Source organism: Aquirufa originis, from assembly GCF_042714495.1.
Classification (GTDB): domain Bacteria; phylum Bacteroidota; class Bacteroidia; order Cytophagales; family Spirosomataceae; genus Aquirufa; species Aquirufa originis.
Map to the genome: position 1 here is coordinate 626043 of NZ_JBBKXY010000001.1, position 17130 is coordinate 643172.

16 protein-coding genes are annotated in these 17130 nt (G+C 40.9%); 6 read left to right on the top strand and 10 right to left on the bottom strand.

Annotated features, from left to right (window positions below; all coding sequences use genetic code 11):
• The first annotated feature begins 33 nt into the window (after positions 1–33).
• The 5 genes from SKC35_RS02690 to SKC35_RS02710 all read left to right on the top strand — a co-directional run bounded on the left by SKC35_RS02690 (position 34) and on the right by SKC35_RS02710 (position 6536).
• Positions 34–903, top strand: a complete 870-nt coding sequence (locus SKC35_RS02690) for a DivIVA domain-containing protein (protein ID WP_377977937.1) — start codon at positions 34–36, stop codon at positions 901–903.
• Position 904: 1 nt separating this feature from the next.
• A complete protein-coding gene (gene folB / locus SKC35_RS02695) occupies positions 905–1261 on the top strand; it encodes a dihydroneopterin aldolase (protein WP_377977938.1) in 357 nt (118 codons plus the stop codon).
• A 48-nt stretch (positions 1262–1309) separates the two neighbouring features.
• Positions 1310–2332 carry a LacI family DNA-binding transcriptional regulator gene (locus tag SKC35_RS02700; RefSeq protein ID WP_377977939.1) on the top strand — a complete coding sequence of 341 codons (1023 nt, stop codon included), beginning with the start codon at positions 1310–1312 and terminating at the stop codon, positions 2330–2332.
• 114 nt (positions 2333–2446) lie between these two features.
• Positions 2447–5041: a DNA gyrase subunit A gene (gene gyrA / locus SKC35_RS02705; RefSeq protein ID WP_377977940.1), complete on the top strand. Its 2595-nt coding sequence runs from the start codon at positions 2447–2449 to the stop codon at positions 5039–5041.
• A gap of 49 nt (positions 5042–5090) precedes the next feature.
• Positions 5091–6536 carry a tetratricopeptide repeat protein gene (locus tag SKC35_RS02710; protein WP_377977941.1) on the top strand — a complete coding sequence of 482 codons (1446 nt, stop codon included), beginning with the start codon at positions 5091–5093 and terminating at the stop codon, positions 6534–6536.
• 278 nt (positions 6537–6814) lie between these two features.
• Here the strand turns inward: SKC35_RS02710 and SKC35_RS02715 are convergent, their stop codons facing one another.
• The 6 genes from SKC35_RS02715 to SKC35_RS02740 form a co-directional block, all read right to left on the bottom strand.
• Complete coding sequence (locus SKC35_RS02715) at positions 6815–8188, bottom strand: sensor histidine kinase (RefSeq protein WP_377977942.1); 1374 nt, start codon at positions 8186–8188, stop codon at positions 6815–6817.
• Positions 8189–8190: 2 nt separating this feature from the next.
• Complete coding sequence (locus SKC35_RS02720; RefSeq protein ID WP_130896525.1) at positions 8191–8868, bottom strand: response regulator transcription factor; 678 nt, start codon at positions 8866–8868, stop codon at positions 8191–8193.
• Positions 8868–9335, bottom strand: coding sequence for a pyrophosphohydrolase domain-containing protein (locus tag SKC35_RS02725; RefSeq protein ID WP_377977943.1), 468 nt, complete (start codon positions 9333–9335; stop codon positions 8868–8870). Before SKC35_RS02725 ends, SKC35_RS02720 begins: the two co-directional genes overlap by 1 nt.
• A 174-nt stretch (positions 9336–9509) precedes the next feature.
• Positions 9510–9995 carry a helix-turn-helix domain-containing protein gene (locus tag SKC35_RS02730; protein ID WP_377977944.1) on the bottom strand — a complete coding sequence of 162 codons (486 nt, stop codon included), beginning with the start codon at positions 9993–9995 and terminating at the stop codon, positions 9510–9512.
• Positions 9996–10078: 83 nt separating this feature from the next.
• Positions 10079–10927 (bottom strand): CvfB family protein, encoded by an 849-nt coding sequence (locus tag SKC35_RS02735; RefSeq protein WP_377977945.1) that lies wholly within the window; start codon positions 10925–10927, stop codon positions 10079–10081.
• 44 nt (positions 10928–10971) lie between these two features.
• Positions 10972–11790 carry a 2,3,4,5-tetrahydropyridine-2,6-dicarboxylate N-succinyltransferase gene (locus tag SKC35_RS02740; protein WP_377977946.1) on the bottom strand — a complete coding sequence of 273 codons (819 nt, stop codon included), beginning with the start codon at positions 11788–11790 and terminating at the stop codon, positions 10972–10974.
• Positions 11791–12293: 503 nt separating this feature from the next.
• Between SKC35_RS02740 and gap the strand changes: the two genes are divergently transcribed.
• On the top strand, positions 12294–13286 hold the full coding sequence (gene gap, locus SKC35_RS02745; RefSeq protein WP_377977947.1) for a type I glyceraldehyde-3-phosphate dehydrogenase: 993 nt from the start codon (positions 12294–12296) through the stop codon (positions 13284–13286).
• A 50-nt stretch (positions 13287–13336) separates the two neighbouring features.
• On the opposite strand, the gene trmB is transcribed toward gap, so the two are convergent.
• The 4 genes from trmB to SKC35_RS02765 are packed head-to-tail and all read right to left on the bottom strand — an operon-like array spanning position 13337 to position 17128.
• Positions 13337–13996 (bottom strand): tRNA (guanosine(46)-N7)-methyltransferase TrmB, encoded by a 660-nt coding sequence (gene trmB / locus SKC35_RS02750; protein ID WP_377977948.1) that lies wholly within the window; start codon positions 13994–13996, stop codon positions 13337–13339.
• An 11-nt stretch (positions 13997–14007) separates the two neighbouring features.
• Positions 14008–15264: a bifunctional folylpolyglutamate synthase/dihydrofolate synthase gene (locus SKC35_RS02755; protein ID WP_377977949.1), complete on the bottom strand. Its 1257-nt coding sequence runs from the start codon at positions 15262–15264 to the stop codon at positions 14008–14010.
• Positions 15265–15271: 7 nt separating this feature from the next.
• The gene (locus SKC35_RS02760) at positions 15272–16144 is read right to left on the bottom strand and encodes a hypothetical protein (protein ID WP_377977950.1); all 873 of its coding nucleotides are present in this window, start codon (positions 16142–16144) and stop codon (positions 15272–15274) included.
• A gap of 3 nt (positions 16145–16147) precedes the next feature.
• Positions 16148–17128 carry an HU domain-containing protein gene (locus tag SKC35_RS02765; RefSeq protein WP_377977951.1) on the bottom strand — a complete coding sequence of 327 codons (981 nt, stop codon included), beginning with the start codon at positions 17126–17128 and terminating at the stop codon, positions 16148–16150.
• Positions 17129–17130 lie beyond the last annotated feature (2 nt).

The following is a 17130-nucleotide window of genomic DNA, read 5'->3' on the forward strand; positions in this document are numbered from 1 at the left end:
ATTTTAGCGTTTATATATCTAAATCAAACAATATTGGAAGCTTCTTTTTCGAAATCTTTTCGCGGTTATGATGTCTCAGAAGTAGACGCTTATGTTCAAAGTGTACAGGACTTTGAGACCGAATCACAAAACTCTTTGGCTAAATCAAATCAGAAAGTAGCTGATTTAGAAGCTGAAGTGGCTCGTTTAAGAGAAATTGAATCCAGTTTATTTAGAGCGTTGAAATTAGCCGAAGAAAGTCAGCAAAACTTCACGGCTAAGATGGAGAAAGAAGCAAAAGGAATCCTAGATAAAGCGTCAAAGGAGGCCGATGCTATCAAAAAGAAAGCAGAAACAGAGGCTCAAAAGCAGGCGTTATTATCCGAAAATGAGCGTAAACAAACCCTAGCGCAAGCTGGTCAGGAATTAAAGGAACAAGAGCGCCAATTGCGTAATTTGCAAGAGGCACAGAAGGAAATAGCGGCGCAATTAAAGCAAATAGCGGAGCAAACATTAGGGTCTATTTCCCAATGGAACGCTACCGAATTAGTGAAGCCAGTGGCTTCCATCGATACAATTGCTGCTCCAGCGGCTAAAAGAGGTCGCAAGCCAGGCGTGAAAAATAAGCCGAAGCCGTCGGTGAAGAAGCCAAAAGTAGCTGAGAAAGCTAAAGTCGCGAAACCAAAGGCCGTTGCGAAACCTAAGGCAGTTAAAACGGCAGTTCCTACTAAGCCCAAAGCTGTTCCAGCAAAACGTGGTCCTAAGCCGAAAGTGCAGGCCGCAAAGCCAGCTGCTAAACGCGGTCCTAAGCCTAAAATCACTTTGGAAACCGTATCTGACGAAGGTTTACCAACCTTAAATAAGGTGTTAGAAGCTTATGCAAAATCATCCGGTCCACGTGGTAAAGTAGGGGAGATTAACTAAGATGGCGAATTACCAAGTTTCTATCGATGACATACGTATTTTTGCTTTTCACGGATTGTATCCGGAGGAGCGAATTTTAGGGAATTGGTATACCTTGGATGTGCTAGTCGAATCGGAATCGCAGCCTAATTTTTCAGATGATATCGCGAATACCATCGATTATTCGCGGATTTACACCATTTGCAAGCAGGTGATGGCTAATCCGGTGGATTTATTAGAAACAGTAGCTGAAACGATTGCTCAAAAAATCAGAGCTGAATTAAGCCAAGAAGTTGCCGTTTTAGTGCAAATTTCGAAGGAAAATCCTCCTATGGGTGTCTCAGCAGGACGAAGTACTGTCGTTTATCGCCTCGATTGAATTTTGTAAACATTTATTGTGTATTTTTGGAGAAGCTAACCTAAACGAATGCGTCACCAAGTTACCATCAAAGATATTGCCAAGCAGCTGGGAGTCTCCGTTGCGACCGTATCCAGGGCTTTACGTGATTTGCCGGATATTCATCCAGATACGAAGAAATTAGTCTTGGATCTTGCCAAAGAGCTTGATTACCAGCCTAATGTCCTCGCCACCAGTTTAGTTAAATCCAAGACCAAAACACTCGGTCTTATTGTTCCAGATCTAGGATATTATTTCTTTTCGACGGTAGTGAAAGCGGTGGAGGATGCCGCCATCGCTGCCGGATATTCCCTTTTGATCACTCAAACGCAAGAATCCTTTGAGCGTGAGTTAACGAACATTCAAAACCTTTCTCGTTCACAAGTCGAGGGAATAATTATTTCTTTATCCCGTGAAACGGTGAATTTTGATCATTTGACCCGTTTGCAACGCAGGGGAATTCCACTTGTCTTTTTTGACCGAGATAGTGAAGAAATTGATGCCTCTAAGGTGATGGTGGATAATGAGCAATCAGCCTATGAAGCCGTTAAACACTTAATTGAGAATGGATGTAAGCGCATTGCTTTTTTAGCCGGGCCCAAGAACGTTTCAGTGAGTAACCAGCGAAGAATGGGCTATTCGCGCGCTCTTCAAGAGGCTGGAATTGAATCTGATCCTTCGTTGATAATTCATAGTGATTACTTCCAAGATTCTGCCATTGCGAAGACGCATCAACTGATGAAAGAGCCAAATCGTCCTGACGGTATCTTAGTGGTTTCAGATCGATTAGCCATTGGGGTTTTAATTGCCTTAAGAGAGTTGAATATTTCGGTTCCTAACGAAGTTAAGATGGTGAGTTTTAATAATGAACCTATTTGCTCCTTAGTTTCTCCTACGATTTCCTCTATTGCACAGCCTTTGGAAGAAATAGGCCGTTTATCGGTTGAATTATTGTTAGAACAAATCGAGCACAAAACAGATAATCCAGTCCCTCGAGTGGAAGTTTTGAAGACAAAATTGATTGTACGGGAATCTTCCGTTCGCAAAAAATAATCCCCTCATTTTAGTCCTTTTTTTTCTTGGAAAAATAGGCATAATTTAAGATATTTGTTCTATTGAAAAATACCGCTTTCTGCTGTGTTTTTCTCTTGAATCAAAACAGTATTTATGTCATTACAAAGCAATGTTATCCCTATCAACATCGAAGATGAAATGAAGGGAGCGTACATCGATTATTCGATGTCAGTTATTGTATCTCGTGCGCTTCCAGACGTACGTGATGGATTGAAGCCAGTTCACAGAAGGGTCTTGTTCGGAATGGAGGAGTTGGGTGTCAGCTACAACAAGTCGTATAAGAAATCAGCCCGTATTGTCGGAGAGGTGCTCGGTAAGTATCACCCACACGGTGATTCTTCCGTGTATGACACGATGGTGCGTATGGCCCAAGATTGGTCATTGCGTTATCCTTTAGTGGATGGCCAGGGTAACTTTGGATCCGTGGATGGTGATTCTCCGGCAGCGATGCGTTATACGGAGGCTCGTTTGAAGCGTATTGCGGATGAGTTGCTTTCTGATTTGAACAAAGAAACGGTTGATTTTCAGCCTAACTTCGATGATTCCCTAGAGGAGCCTACGGTTTTACCCGCTAAGATCCCTAATCTACTATTGAACGGTACTTCGGGTATCGCGGTAGGTATGGCGACGAATATGGCGCCACACAACCTGAACGAGGTAGTAGATGGTATTTCTGCTTATATCGACAACCGTGATATCACGATTCTTGAGTTGATGCAGTACATCAAAGCACCGGATTTCCCTACGGGAGGTACTATTTATGGTGTTCAGGGTATTCGCAATGCATTCGAGACAGGTAGAGGTCGTATCGTGGTGCGTGGAAACGCGACTTTTGATACGTCTAAAACAGGTAAAGAGCAGATCGTTGTTTCGGAAATTCCCTACATGGTTAATAAGGCTTCCTTAATCAAGCAATGTGCTGATTTAGTGAATGACAAAAAGATCGAAGGTATTTCAGAGATTCGCGATGAGTCTGACCGTCAAGGGATGCGTATCGTATTCGATTTAAAGCGTGATGCGGTAGCGAATGTCGTATTGAACAACCTGTACAAGCATACGGCTTTACAATCATCGTTCTCGGTGAATAACGTAGCCTTAGTAAAAGGTCGCCCTATGATGTTGAATCTAAAAGATTTGATTCACCACTTTGTAGAGCATAGAAATGAGATTATCGTACGTCGTACACAATACGATTTGCGTGAGGCACGTAAGCGTGCACATATTTTGGAAGGCTTCATTATTGCCCTAGATAACCTAGACGCCGTAATCAAGTTAATCCGTGAGTCGAAAGATCCGAGTGCGGCTCAAGAAGGCTTAATGTCTAAATTCAACTTATCTGAACTTCAATCGAAGGCTATCCTGGAGATGCGTTTACAGCGTTTAACTGGAATGGAGCGCGATAAGATCATGAATGAGTTCGCGGAGATTATGAAATTGATCGAAGATTTGGAAGATATTTTGGCCAAACCTGAACGTCAATTACAGATCATCAAAGACGAATTAACGGATATCAAACAACGTTACGGCGATGAGCGTAGAACGCAAATCAACATGACGGATGAAGAATTCTCTGTAGAGGATATGATTGCGGATGACGAGATGTTAATCACCGTTTCTGCACAAGGTTATATCAAACGTACACCGATCACAGAATACCGTTCACAATCACGTGGTGGCGTAGGTTCCCGTGCTGTTGCGACGAAAGACGATGATTACACGGAGCATTTGTTCTCTGCAACGATGCACAATTGGTTATTGTTCTTCACAGAGCGCGGTAAATGTTTCTGGTTACGTGTTTACGCGGTTCCAGAGGGGTCTAAGGTTTCTAAAGGTCGTCCTATCCAAAACTTGATGAATATCGAGAATGGAGACACGATTAGAGCCGTGATTAATGTGAAATCAATTTCTGATCCAGATTACATAGATAATAACTTCATTGTGATGTGTACAGAAGACGGTACGATCAAGAAAACGTCGTTAGAGGCGTATTCTCGTCCACGTCAAAATGGTATCATCGCCATTACCATCCGCGAAGGAGACCGTCTATTAGACGTTGCCTTAACGAATGGTAACAACCAAATCGTTATTGCGACTAACACAGGCCGTTCTGTTCGTTTCGAAGAGACACGCGTTCGCCCAATGGGTCGTTCAGCAGCCGGTGTGAAGGGTATTTGGATCGATGAGGACATTCCTACGGAGAAAGTAGTAGGTATGGTTTGCGTTTCTGATCCGGAAGTACAACAATTGTTAGTGGTATCAGAGAAAGGATTTGGTAAGCGTTCAGAAGTAGAAGATTACCGTTTAACAAACCGCGGTGGTAAAGGAGTTAAAGCCTTGAATATCACGGAGAAAACGGGTAATCTAGTCGCTATCAAAGAGGTGAATGATAACAATGACTTGATGATTATTACCAAAGCGGGTATCTTAATCCGTACAAGCGTTGCAGAACTTCGCGTGATGGGACGTAATACACAAGGGGTTAAATTAATTCGCTTGAAAAATGAATCTGATGAGATTTCATCTGTAACGAAGATCGAAAAAGAGCCGGAGCCAGAAGAGGTAGAGGTTTTAGAAGGTGCTGAGTTAACAGAAGGAGTAGTGGATACTACAAATGCCGTTACTGAAGCTCCAGAGGGAGGGGAGGAGACCGCATCTGAAGCAGCCTCAGAAGAATTAACTGAAGAATAATACTTGAGCCCAGACGAAAGTCTGGGCTATTTTTTAATTAAATAAAACAATGAAAAAACTACTTTTATCCCTGTTTACGGTGGCTTTGGCGATGAATGCTTCATTTGGCCAAGCAGAAAAAGCACTAGTTGATGCGCAAAAGAAAAACATTAGCGAAGCGATCAAAAAATCTGACGAAGACGTTAAAAAGGCTCCTACAAAGGCTCGTTTATGGTTGACTCGTTCACAAGCTTATTTGGATTTAGCTTCTTTCCCAGATTCTACTTTCGCGTTAACTAACCCAGAAGCAGCTTTCCAAGCGTTGGAATATGCTAATGAGGCGATCAAATTAGATACGAAAGAAGGTAAAAAAGGTTCTGTAGCAAAAGAAGCTGACCAAATGATGGTCGACAAGAAATTCTCTAATGCCTTTTTAAATATGGGTGTGGTGAAATACCAAGGGAAAGATTACAAAGCTTCTCTACGTTATATGGCTAAAGCATCTGAAGTAGCGCCTAATGACACGATTACGGCGATGTATACAGGTGTTACAGCTCAACTTTGCCAAGAAGACAAAATTGCGCAAGCGGCTTATGAGAAGTATTTGACTATCGGAGGAAAAGACTTAGCTATCTTGTACGGTTTGTCTCAAATCTACAAGAACAATAAAGAAGAGGACAAGGCGATCGGTTTGATCGAAAAAGCCATCGCTATTTATCCTTCAAACAAAGACCTGAAAGGGGAGAGGTTCAATATGTTAATTGCATTCAACCGCATCGATCAAGCGATTGTTCAATTGACTCAAACTACGGCTAACGATCCTAAAGACGGTATTTCTTGGTTAAACCTAGGTTTATTATACGAAAACAAGGTTTCTGGCTTGAATGAGGAGATCAGAAAGATTCAAGACAAATCATACAAGGTACAAGAGGCAGATCGCCGTTTAGCGGCTCAAAATGATCAAATTTCTGCTTTCCAAGACGAAGTAAAGCGTACAAAAGCGAAATTAAAGTCAGCTACAACACCGAAAGCAAAAGCTTCAGTTAATAGCCAAGTGGCTAGTTTAGAAACCAAAGTAAAGGATTTAGTTGAAGTTCAAAAAGGAATCCAAACAGAAAAGTCAGCAGCAGAAGCTGCAGCAGGGGATGCTGCTGCAAACAAAGCTAAAATTGATGAATTAACAGCTAAAGTGAAGGAAATTCGTGCGAATTTGCCTAATTACTACACAAAAGCGTTAGATGTTGATCCAACGAATTATGACGCATTATACCAAATGGGTGCATACTACTACAACGATGCGGTTGAAATCAAGCGTCAAGTTAACAGTATGGATATGAACGAATACAAGAAGACTGGGAAGGATTTAGAAGCTAAATTAGCGGTTAAATACAACGAGGCTTTACCGTATTTCGAGCGTGGTTTTAAAGTAAAGAAAGACGAAGACTTGAAAGAAATTTTAAAGCAAGTCTATCGTGAATTGAAAAACGAGGCTAAATTAGCTGAGTTAGAGAAATAAGAATCAAAAAGGGCTACTTAGAAATAGGTGGCCCTTTTCTTATGGCTTATAACCTATTTAACATAATATAAATTATATAACAATTTGTCCGAAGGGAAATAGTCCGGAGTCGTAAGTCATTAATCTATACTCTTAACTCTTTAATCTAAACCTTCGGACTCAGTTCCTCCGGACTCATTTCCTTCGGACTCAGTTCCTCCGGACTCATTTCCTTCGGACTCAGTTCCTCCGGACTCATTTCCTTCGGACTCAGTTCCTCCGGACTCAGTTCCTCCGGACTATCGACTAGCGACTGCGAAGCTCACCGTAAACTCCGTATAGGAATCCGGTACCGAAACCACTGATATCTGGCCATTGTGTAATTGTACGATACGTTCGACTAGTGATAAGCCAATGCCGTAGCCCTTGGAGGACGCCGTATTTTCGCCTCTAAAGAACGGTTGGAAGATATACGGTAAATCATTCGCTGGGATGCCTTTTCCTTCGTTTCTTACGAAAATTTGGATGGAATTTCCAGAGTTCTTGAAGCTAACTTGTGCCGATTTTGACGGGCTGAATTTGCAAGCGTTCTCCATCAAATTCTTAAGAGCCGTTAAGATAAGTTTGTCATCCGCCTTGATTAACAGCATTTCCTCGTCTTCCGGCATATGTGAGGTATCGATGTTGACTTTGTAGGCGGAGTTTAGTTTTTGGGTTAAACTTCTTGCTTCCCAAAGGATTTCATCGATTCTCCATTCATTAAATCCTGCCTGGCTGTCAGATAAGCTAAGTTTATTCAATTCTAATAAGGATTCCGTAATCGCGGCTAATTCTTGTGTGTCTTCTAATACGGAGCTGATCGTATTTTTATAATCCCCTGTCTCTCTTTCCTTTAAAAGGCTTACCTCTAATTGAGAGGATATTTTTGTCAAAGGATTTTTCAATTCATGCGAAACGTTCGCAATAAAGGTCTTTTGCAATTTAAAGGCGTTCTCAATGCGTTCTAATAAGCGGTTGACAGTAGACACCATCTTCCCTATTTCGTCCTCAAAATCAGGCGATTTGAGGCGTTCTTCCAGGCGTTTGGGTGATAATTTATCAACTTGTTGGATAACTTCAGAGATCGGATTGACTGCTTGACCGGCAAAAAACCAGCCTGAGAGTACTACGATGAGGATAAATAAGAGAAATAAGGCGATGAGGATGTTCTTTAAATCTTTCGCATTCTCCGCCGAATATTGATCCACTGCCCCCGCAAAGACGACTAAACGACCCTGTGGAGTGGCAAAAACGGTACCAAGAACCTCGATATCTTCCCGTTGAAAGCGTATTTCTTGCTTTTGGCGAACTTGTTTAATGAGGTCTACATCTATATGAAGGTTGATGCTGTCATTCGAGGCATAGATCCGCTCGTTGCATAAATCGTAGACCAAAATACTCTCCCGGAATAGTAAATCGCGGTTAGTTTGCCCGATGATCCCCATTAATTTGGAGTCTACTTGGTTTACATTGACCAATAGCTGGGCCGTAGTGTTCGCTTTTTGGCGTAAACGGCTATAAAATTTGTCCTTGTAATTCTCTTGCGTAAATATATAGATGACAAAATAGGATACGAATAAAATCGCAGAAACGAGGTAGGTAAACTGGTAGGTCAGCCTGGATCTAATCTGCATAATTATTCGTTTTTAAGGATATATCCTCTACCAAATTGGGTGTGAATCAATTTACTTGCAAAGCCTTTATCGACCTTTTTACGTAAGTAATTGACATATACTTCGATCAAATTAGAGCTATTTTCATCCTCTACTTCCCAAATATTCTCGGCTATTTGAGCCTTAGAAATGACCATTTCCTGATTTCTAAGGAAGTATTCCAATAATTGAAACTCTTTAGAAGTCAAATTAATGGATTGCCCAGAGCGCGTGACTAATTTACTGATGAGATCCATCTCTAAATCAGCGAATTTCAACACTTGTGCATCTAATTGAGTTTGTGATGAACGTTTTAATAAAGCCTTGATTCGGGCCAAAAACTCCTTAAAATCAAATGGTTTGCCCAAATAATCATCTGCACCAGCATCAAAACCAAGCAGTTTGTCATCTGTGGTACTCAATGCCGTCAGCATCAAGATAGGCGTCTGAATTCCCTCTGCTCTTAATTGTTTGCATAATTCAAGGCCATTGATACCTGGAATGATGATGTCAGATACAATTAAGGAGTAATTATTTCGCAAGGCTAATTGCTTCGCGATGGTTCCGTCATAGGCCACTTCCACCTCATAGCTGTTCTCTTCTAATCCTTGTTTCAGGGATTGAACAGTTTTAGGTTCGTCTTCTATGAGGAGTATTTTGATCATTTTAGAATGGATTTCAAGTCCGCTGGAGAGTAATTAATGGATTTTAATACTTTATTGTCAGCCTTCCGATACACTTTCCAAACACCGTTTTCTTCCTTTATCTCCGCTTCTGTACCATCTTTATCTTGGTAGAATTTCACGGTATATTCTGCTTCTTCTAAGGATGCACAGGCTTTGGACATATTTGAACGCTGTACTTCATTGAATAATTCGACGAATTTTTCACCTAGTCCAAACTCTAAAACCGCCCCAGATAATACATATTGAAGGTCACAAAGTGCATCAGCTACTTCTACTAAATCATTTGCAGCAATCGCTTCTTTCAATTCATCTAATTCTTCTGCCAAGAGGCTAACACGTAGATTGCAACGTTCTGCAGCAGGTATGGTGGGTTGAGTAAGTATAGGGGCTCCAAAGGTCGTGTGGAATTGAGCCACCTGGTTCAATGAGTCTAGTTTTTCCATTTTATGTATTCAATTTATTAAAATTAAACAATTAATGGGTCTCTAGCAATAAGCGTTCTTTGTGGAAAATGTGGAAAACTGAAAATACAATTGTGCACAAGTGTGGATAACTTGTGGATAACTCAAAAGGTTTCTGTGGATAAGTCCTGTTTTTGTTTACAATTCTTATCTCACTTATTGAGGTTTACTTTCAGAGAAAGTGCCATCTGTATAAAAAATCAGTACTCGTTCAATCTTTTTAGCGAGATGAGCGGTAGTGGTAGGTGCTGTCACTACTGGTTGACTTGCTTTTGGGCTACTTTCTCTAGGGCGTCTGAGATTCGATTGTACGATCGTTTGTTCAGGTAAATTATTTTTAGGCGATTCTGGCGCGCTAGGTATAATGGCATCAAAAAGTGATGGAGTTGATGCGATCGGAGAAGGAGCTGCTTTAGGAGTGGGTGCCGAAATAGATAAATCGCGTTTATCATCTAATAACTCTTCCGCGGGAATTTCAGGGAAGGCGATGAGAATCTTTTGTACGACATCTAAGCTAGGCTTATTTCTTCCTGAGAGAATGTGAGAGATACTACTGCGAGGAATTCCTAAGGTATCTGCAAACTGAGAGGCACTTAACTTCTTAGTTTGAATTAACAATTCTATTTTAGCGCTTAGATTCATTTTTGTAAACTTGATTAATAGGTTACAAATTTAAACAATCTAATCAAGTTTACAAATAGAAATCTTGGCAACAATAAGAGAGTTTACAAAAGTGACACGCAATCAGAATGCAATGCAATCAGTTTACTTTTGTATAATCCCCCAATCGCTTTCTTGAAATCCTTTTTAGACATACCTAACTGATCATATATATCTTCAGCAGGACTTTTATCATGTAAATATAGGACGCCTTTGTTATCTTTAATTGCCTGCAATACTTTCTCCACTTGTGCATCCAAACGTACACGTCCCACTGGTTCCAAACGTAAATCCAGGCGTCCGTCTTCGCGTAGGTTTTCGATGTAGACAAATGTACTTTGACCTAATGTTACATTTGTAAATATTTCATTTTTGAATAACATCCCTATTTTACAATTGTCAACTAAGCATTTAATGCCTAAGTCAGTGTATTCAAATGGAACAGCTTCTATTTTTGTACCAGGTGCAAAACGATTCTCCTCATCTTCTATGAAGGCGGGTAAGAAGTTTTCGATTCTGGCTGATGCGACGATGCGATCTGTTTGTGCATCTAGGTAAATGTAAACGAGGTAGAATTTGCCTACCACCATTTTTTGGTATTGTTGACTGAAGGGAACAAATAAGTCCTTTGCTAATCCCCATTCTAAGAATACACCCAGCGGTGTAACTGATTTAACCTCCAAATAAGCGAATTGCTTAATGGTGGCATAGGGTTTTAAGGTAGTGGCGATGATACGGTCTTCCGAGTCACGGTAGATAAATACATCAATCGATGAATCGATTTCATACGTTTCTGGAACGTATTGCAAGGGTAATAGGATTTCATCTTCGTAACCATCTAAATAGAGGCCAAAAGGTACTTCTTTGATAATACGAAGGTGATTGTATTCACCAATTTTCAATTCATTTTCCATAAAAAAAGCCCGGCTGTGAACCGGGCATTTATTCTTGTTATTAACTAAACGACTACGTTGTTCTCTCTTAATGCTTGATTAAGCGATGTTTTTAAGTCTGTACTTTCTTTTCTTTTACCAATGATTAAGGCACAAGGTACGCCATACGTTCCGGCTGCAAAGGTCTTTTGGATACTACCTGGAATGACAACCGAGTTTTCTGGTACATAACCGATGTATTCCACCGGCTCAGGACCTGAAACATCGATAATCTTAGAAGAGCCTGTTATCGTAACTCCAGCGCCTAAAACGGCTTTTTTACCAATATGTGCACCTTCCACCACGATACAACGTGAACCAATAAAGGCTCCGTCTTCAATGATGACAGGAGAAGCTTGAGGTGGTTCTAATACGCCACCGATACCTACTCCACCACTTAAGTGTACATGTTTACCGATTTGAGCGCAAGATCCAACCGTAGCCCACGTGTCTACCATAGTTCCTTCATCTACGTAAGCACCAATATTCACGTAAGAAGGCATTAGGATGGTTCCTTTAGCTAAAAATGCACCATAACGGGCCACTGCAGGAGGTACAACACGAACACCTAACTCTTTGTAATTTGATTTTAACTTCATTTTATCGTGGAATTCGAAGATGCCCACTTCTGAAACGGCCATTTGGCGAATAGGGAAATACATCACGATCGCTTTCTTTACCCATTCGTTTACTTGCCAGCTACCATCAGCCTTAGGTTCTGCGGTACGCAATTCTCCTTTATCCACTAAGTCTACGACTTTTTCAATCGCCTCAATGGTTTCAGCCTTCGAACGAAGCTCTGGGTTGTCCCAGGCAGCTACAATACTTTTTTCTAATGAATTCATAAAAATGATATGCAATAAATGAAGATGCAAATTAATCAAAAAAGGCTTGGCTTCCCCAGATCAGTGGAAATAAAATCGACGCTTACTGACGATGAGTGCGAAAAAAGGCTGGAAATGTCCGGTAAATTTAACTTGAACTTTAATAAGTCATTTAGCTGATTATCAATCAGTTGTATATTGACGCAAAATTATATTTTGGTAAAACTTGCTAGAAAATTAGCTAAAAAGACAAGTGACATTCTGTCACTCTCCTACCCCATCGATCTGGAGCATTTATTTCTTATACAAATATGCGAAAAAAGTTTGAATAAAAAACGTATCCATGCGATTTTTCTTTAAAAATCATTTAATTAGCACTATTGCTAAATTAAAATATCCTGATTTACTTTTGTAAAATAGGCCTTGTAAACGTTTAATTGGGTTTATTTTATCCTATTGCTCTTGGAATAATACATTTTAAATGCTATATTTGGTCTTTGTATGAAATCAAATTAATTTATTCAATGAAAAAAATTAAAGTTGCTATTAATGGTTTTGGTCGTATCGGTCGACTTACTTTCCGTCGTTTGTTGGAAAAAGAAAATGTGGAAATCGTTGCTATTAACGATTTAACTGACAACGCTACTTTGGTACACTTACTAAAGTATGATTCAGTTCATGGTCGTTTTAATGGTACTGTTACTTCTGATGCAGACAGCATTACTGTTAATGGTAACGTGATTAAGGCTTTTGCAGAACGTGATCCTAAGCAATTACCTTGGGGTGCTTTAGGAATCGATGTTGTTTTAGAATCTACTGGTCGTTTCATCGATCAAGAAGGTGCTGGTCAACACTTAGTGGCTGGTGCTCGTAAAGTAATTATCTCCGCTCCTGCTAAAGGTGATATTCCTACAGTCGTTTTAGGTGTTAATGATTATACATTGACAGATGATATGACAATTATCTCTAACGCATCTTGTACAACTAACTGTTTAGCTCCAATGGCTAAGGTGTTAGACGATGCTTTTGGAATCGAAAAAGGATTCATGACTACCGTTCACGCTTATACAGCGGATCAAAACTTACAAGATGCACCTCACTCCGATTTACGTCGTTCTCGTGCTGCAGCTTATTCTATCATCCCTACATCTACAGGTGCTGCTAAAGCGGTAGGTTTAGTATTACCTCATTTGAAAGGTAAATTAGATGGTAACGCGATGCGTGTTCCTACTCCAGATGGATCAGTTACTGATTTCACGGTAGTATTGAAGAAAGACGCAACGGTTGCGGAAATCAACGCTGCTTTGAAAGCTGCTGCTGATGGCCCAATGAAAGGTATCTTAGAATTCACGACAGATGAAATCGTTTCTATCGATATCATCGGAAACCAACACTCTTGTATCTTAGATTCTAAGTTAACAACAGCGATGGGTAACTTAGTGAAAGTCGTAGGTTGGTATGATAACGAATTTGGTTATTCATCTCGTGCAGCAGATTTGATCGCTCGCGTAGGTTAATCAACCAATTTGATATAAATGAAAAAGCCTCTCCATCTGAGAGGCTTTTTTTATTGCTTATTTATCGCTCTGAGGTAATTGATGTTAAATCCTTTTTCGTAGAACATCTCCTCGAAGCGTGTTTTGATCCCGAAGTGATCGTCCATCCATTCGGATGTGTATAGATCATTCGTCTTGACGATGATGTCCCATCCATTTTCTGCTAGCGAGCCCTCAGAAAATTCGAAGAAAGGCAAGGAATCTGTTTTTAGGTGAAGAATGCCGCCAGGCTTCAAGATTTTCTTGTAGCGATTAAGAAAGGTTTGAAAAGTGAGGCGGCGTTTCTCATCACGATCGCGAAGACGTGGGTCAGGAAAAGTAATCCAAATTTCGTCGACCTCATTTTCTGCAAACTGTTCATCAATCTCTTGCATATGGATGCGAAGAAACGCGGTGTTTGTTAATGCAAGTTCTTTTGCTGCTCTCCCTCCTTGCGCTAAACGATCCCCTTTGACATCAACTCCGATGAAATTCATATCGGGGAATAGTTTACCTAGGCCATTGGTGTATTCTCCTCGGCCACAGCCCAGTTCTAAAACTAATGAGCTGTCGTTTTTAAAGTAATCCGATTTCCATTTACCAGCCAAGGTTCCGAAAATAGGTTTCGGGCTTTGGATGACATTGTCTAAAGCGATGGCGAGATTGTATTTGGCTGTTTTTCTTCTGCTCAAGGGTACGCGAATTAAAAGGTAATTTCTCCTACGAGATAGGTAGATCCACAGATGAGAATCCCATCTGAAGGTTTAGAATTTAATTTTGCCAGGGCAATGGCGTCGTTTACGGAAGGAACGACTTTGCCATTCAGTCCTTTAGTTGCTGCTAATTTTTGAAGTTCTAAAGCGGAGATCGCTCTCGGGTTGTTTGCTTGGGAAAAATAGTAGCTGGCCTCTGTCGGAAATAAGGTTAAAACCGAAGCGATGTCCTTATCTGCCACCATCCCTAGAATAATGGTCAAATGATCGAAAGCTTCCTGTTTTATTTGCTGCATAATCTCCGTTATGCCACTTTTGTTATGTCCGGTATCCGCAATGATTTTAGGACTTTCCCCTAAAATTTCCCAGCGGCCTTGTAAACCGGTATTCACTCGGGTTTTCTCAATTCCGGATTTGATTTTGGCCGCTTCTAGAGGAATGATGGATTGAATCTGCTCGCACCAAGCCAAAACACCACGTATGTTTTTTTGCTGGTAATGACCTTTATAAGGGCTATTTACTTTCATTTCACCCGAAGTGGGGCTTGTGAAAGTGAAATCTACAGCGCTAATAACATCTGAAGCAAATTGTAATGGGGCATTTACGGAGGAAGCTTTGGTAAGGAAAACCTCAGACGTTTCCGGCTGTTTTTCACTGATCGTAACCGGAATCAGAGATTTAATGATTCCAGCCTTTTCTGATGCAATTTTTTCCAACGTATCCCCCAATAAATCTTGGTGGTCAAAACTGATGTTCGTGATCAGGCAAGCCAAAGGTGAAATGATGTTCGTTGAATCCAATCGACCGCCTAAGCCCGTTTCAATGATTGCATAATCGACCTGCTGTTCCTTGAAATAGGTGAAGGCCATAATGACGGTCCATTCAAAAAAAGACGGGCGCACAGTTTCAATCAGATTTTGATGGTTCGTGACAAAATCAGCCACCCATTCTTCTGCGACCTGAATACCATTTATTTTAATCCGCTCTGTAAAGGAATGCAGGTGTGGTGAAGTATATAATCCCACCTTGTAACCATGTTCCTGAAGAATAGAGGCCATAAAATGGGAGGAACTCCCCTTTCCATTCGTACCTGCAATATGCAAGGACTTAAATGAATCCTGCGGTTGCCCCATGAGATTACAAAGTGCTTCAATATTGCCTAAACCAGGTTTATAGGCTTTAGCGCCTTCCCGGTGAAATACCGGCAATTGTGCATACAAAAAGGAAATGGACTCGGAATAATTCATCAGATGCCTATCTTTCTCCTACGCGGAAGGTGATAGACCCGGTCGCTTCTTTCGGGCTTAGGCCTGAAGACGTTTTGATGAATTTAGATTTTTCGATGGCTCTTTTGTATTTCTGTGCCAAAGAGTTAGAGAATGAATTCTCCGCAATCACTAATTTGATAATATTTCCGTCTTCATCAATTTTGATCGTGAATCGAATCATACCTGTTTCACCCGTATCATCTTTAACATTAGGACGATTAGCAATTCTCCAGCCTGAAATATTCACAGATGAGGAACCTGAACCCTCTCCGCTTCCGCCATTACCTGAGTAATTCGTCGAATTATTGATTTTGCCGTTCGGGCTTCCTTTATCTCCAATTTTTCCGGCGTCTGGTCCATTGGAATTTCCTCCTGGATTTGGATTGGTGCCTCGAGTACCGTTACTGGTTGTTTTCTTCTTGAATAAAGCACCCTCATCGATTTTTTCGACTGGTTCAGGAGTAGGCTTCGTCGAAACGGTAGTAGTCTTTTTGGTATTCTCAGAAATGCTGACAGGGCTTTTAACCACGGATGAAATGACCGTTTCCTTCGAGCTAGGAGTCGGTTTGGCTTTGGTAACTGAAGCTACTTCGGTTTCTTTTTCCGCTGGTTGTGATTCGTCGTTATTGGGCAAATCACTCGCGTGATTATAGGACTGAACATTTCCGCCACCCTCGTCATCTGTTCCGTAATTCACTTCGAATCCAGGTTCTGGCAATTCCAGCTTCATTTCTTCTGCTGACCAGATTTTTGCATACCAAAACAACAAGAACAGCAAACCTTGAATCACGATTGTGATCGCCAAGGCTTTGCGTTGGTTTTTGCGTTCTATTGCTTGTTGTTCGATGCGTTGGTTCATATCTTATAGCGCCTTATACACCCAAATGTCTACTTTCTTGGACGCTTTTAATTCACTAGCTTTGGCATAACCCGCATCCATCGAATGCTCTGTACCTAGACTAATGCGGTAAAATTTCGTCTGCTCGTTCTTTAAGATAATCTCCGCTTGATCAAAACCACGCGATTTAAACTCTTTTAGGCCTTTCTCCGCTTGTGTTAAGGATTGAAAACTGGCGGCTACTAAATAGATGACATCTTGATCTGCTGGTGTCTCTTCAAGAACGGGTGCAGCGATGGCTTCTTTCTGAATAGTATCAATCTGAATTGGAGATGGAACTGCAGGTGCTGCAACAGCTACAGGAGCAGCTACTTTTTTCTCGATTTTAATCGGATTTAAAGAACTCTGCGATTGATTGCTAGCGGGTTCCGTTAGGAAGAATGCACCCAAACCTCCTATGATAAAGGCAATTAGCGCATAAACGTAAGTAGACCTGCTTACCTTGATAGGTGAAGGTTCTGGAGTATAACTTGGAAGATCTTCTGCCACCGGCACCACTTCGAGCACAGGTTTTTTCTCTTTAGGTAATGCGTGTCCCAAGCCCACTGGAAATAGTCCGAAAACGGACAAATCCGCATTGAAATCAGGATTTGGGGAGAATGATAAGCGGTTTTCCGAATTCAAGGTAAACGCTCCTAATTCTCCTATAGTCAAATAACCTTGAGTGGATATTTGGGATTTTAATTCCTTCGAAATGGCTATTATTTCAATTGAAGCCTCTTTTTGCGAGATAGACTGTTTTTTAGCCCATTCCGTCGTTAAGAAACGATCATCCGTTTTTAGCTTCTCGTTGAAAGCGACGCACTTTCTTTTGGGATAGATCTTACCCTCTTTGGCATTAAACTGAAAATCTTGTGCATTCACTACGAATCCACCAAATTGTGGCATAATCACACATTCGTGTTCGTAAAGTAATTGCTCAAGAAAGGTATAAAATTCAGTCATTC

What these genes read in the sequence shown, in the direction of transcription:
- folB (WP_377977938.1), top strand. Translation starts at nt 905, where the DNA reads ATGGCGAATTACCAAGTTTCTATCGATGACATACGTATTTTTGCTTTT.
- SKC35_RS02700 (WP_377977939.1), top strand. Translation starts at nt 1,310, where the DNA reads ATGCGTCACCAAGTTACCATCAAAGATATTGCCAAGCAGCTGGGAGTC.
- gyrA (WP_377977940.1), top strand. Translation starts at nt 2,447, where the DNA reads ATGTCATTACAAAGCAATGTTATCCCTATCAACATCGAAGATGAAATG.
- SKC35_RS02710 (WP_377977941.1), top strand. Translation starts at nt 5,091, where the DNA reads ATGAAAAAACTACTTTTATCCCTGTTTACGGTGGCTTTGGCGATGAAT.
- SKC35_RS02715 (WP_377977942.1), bottom strand. Translation starts at nt 8,188, where the DNA reads ATGCAGATTAGATCCAGGCTGACCTACCAGTTTACCTACCTCGTTTCT.
- SKC35_RS02725 (WP_377977943.1), bottom strand. Translation starts at nt 9,335, where the DNA reads ATGGAAAAACTAGACTCATTGAACCAGGTGGCTCAATTCCACACGACC.
- SKC35_RS02730 (WP_377977944.1), bottom strand. Translation starts at nt 9,995, where the DNA reads ATGAATCTAAGCGCTAAAATAGAATTGTTAATTCAAACTAAGAAGTTA.
- SKC35_RS02735 (WP_377977945.1), bottom strand. Translation starts at nt 10,927, where the DNA reads ATGGAAAATGAATTGAAAATTGGTGAATACAATCACCTTCGTATTATC.
- SKC35_RS02740 (WP_377977946.1), bottom strand. Translation starts at nt 11,790, where the DNA reads ATGAATTCATTAGAAAAAAGTATTGTAGCTGCCTGGGACAACCCAGAG.
- gap (WP_377977947.1), top strand. Translation starts at nt 12,294, where the DNA reads ATGAAAAAAATTAAAGTTGCTATTAATGGTTTTGGTCGTATCGGTCGA.
- SKC35_RS02755 (WP_377977949.1), bottom strand. Translation starts at nt 15,264, where the DNA reads ATGAATTATTCCGAGTCCATTTCCTTTTTGTATGCACAATTGCCGGTA.
- SKC35_RS02760 (WP_377977950.1), bottom strand. Translation starts at nt 16,144, where the DNA reads ATGAACCAACGCATCGAACAACAAGCAATAGAACGCAAAAACCAACGC.
- SKC35_RS02765 (WP_377977951.1), bottom strand. Translation starts at nt 17,128, where the DNA reads ATGACTGAATTTTATACCTTTCTTGAGCAATTACTTTACGAACACGAA.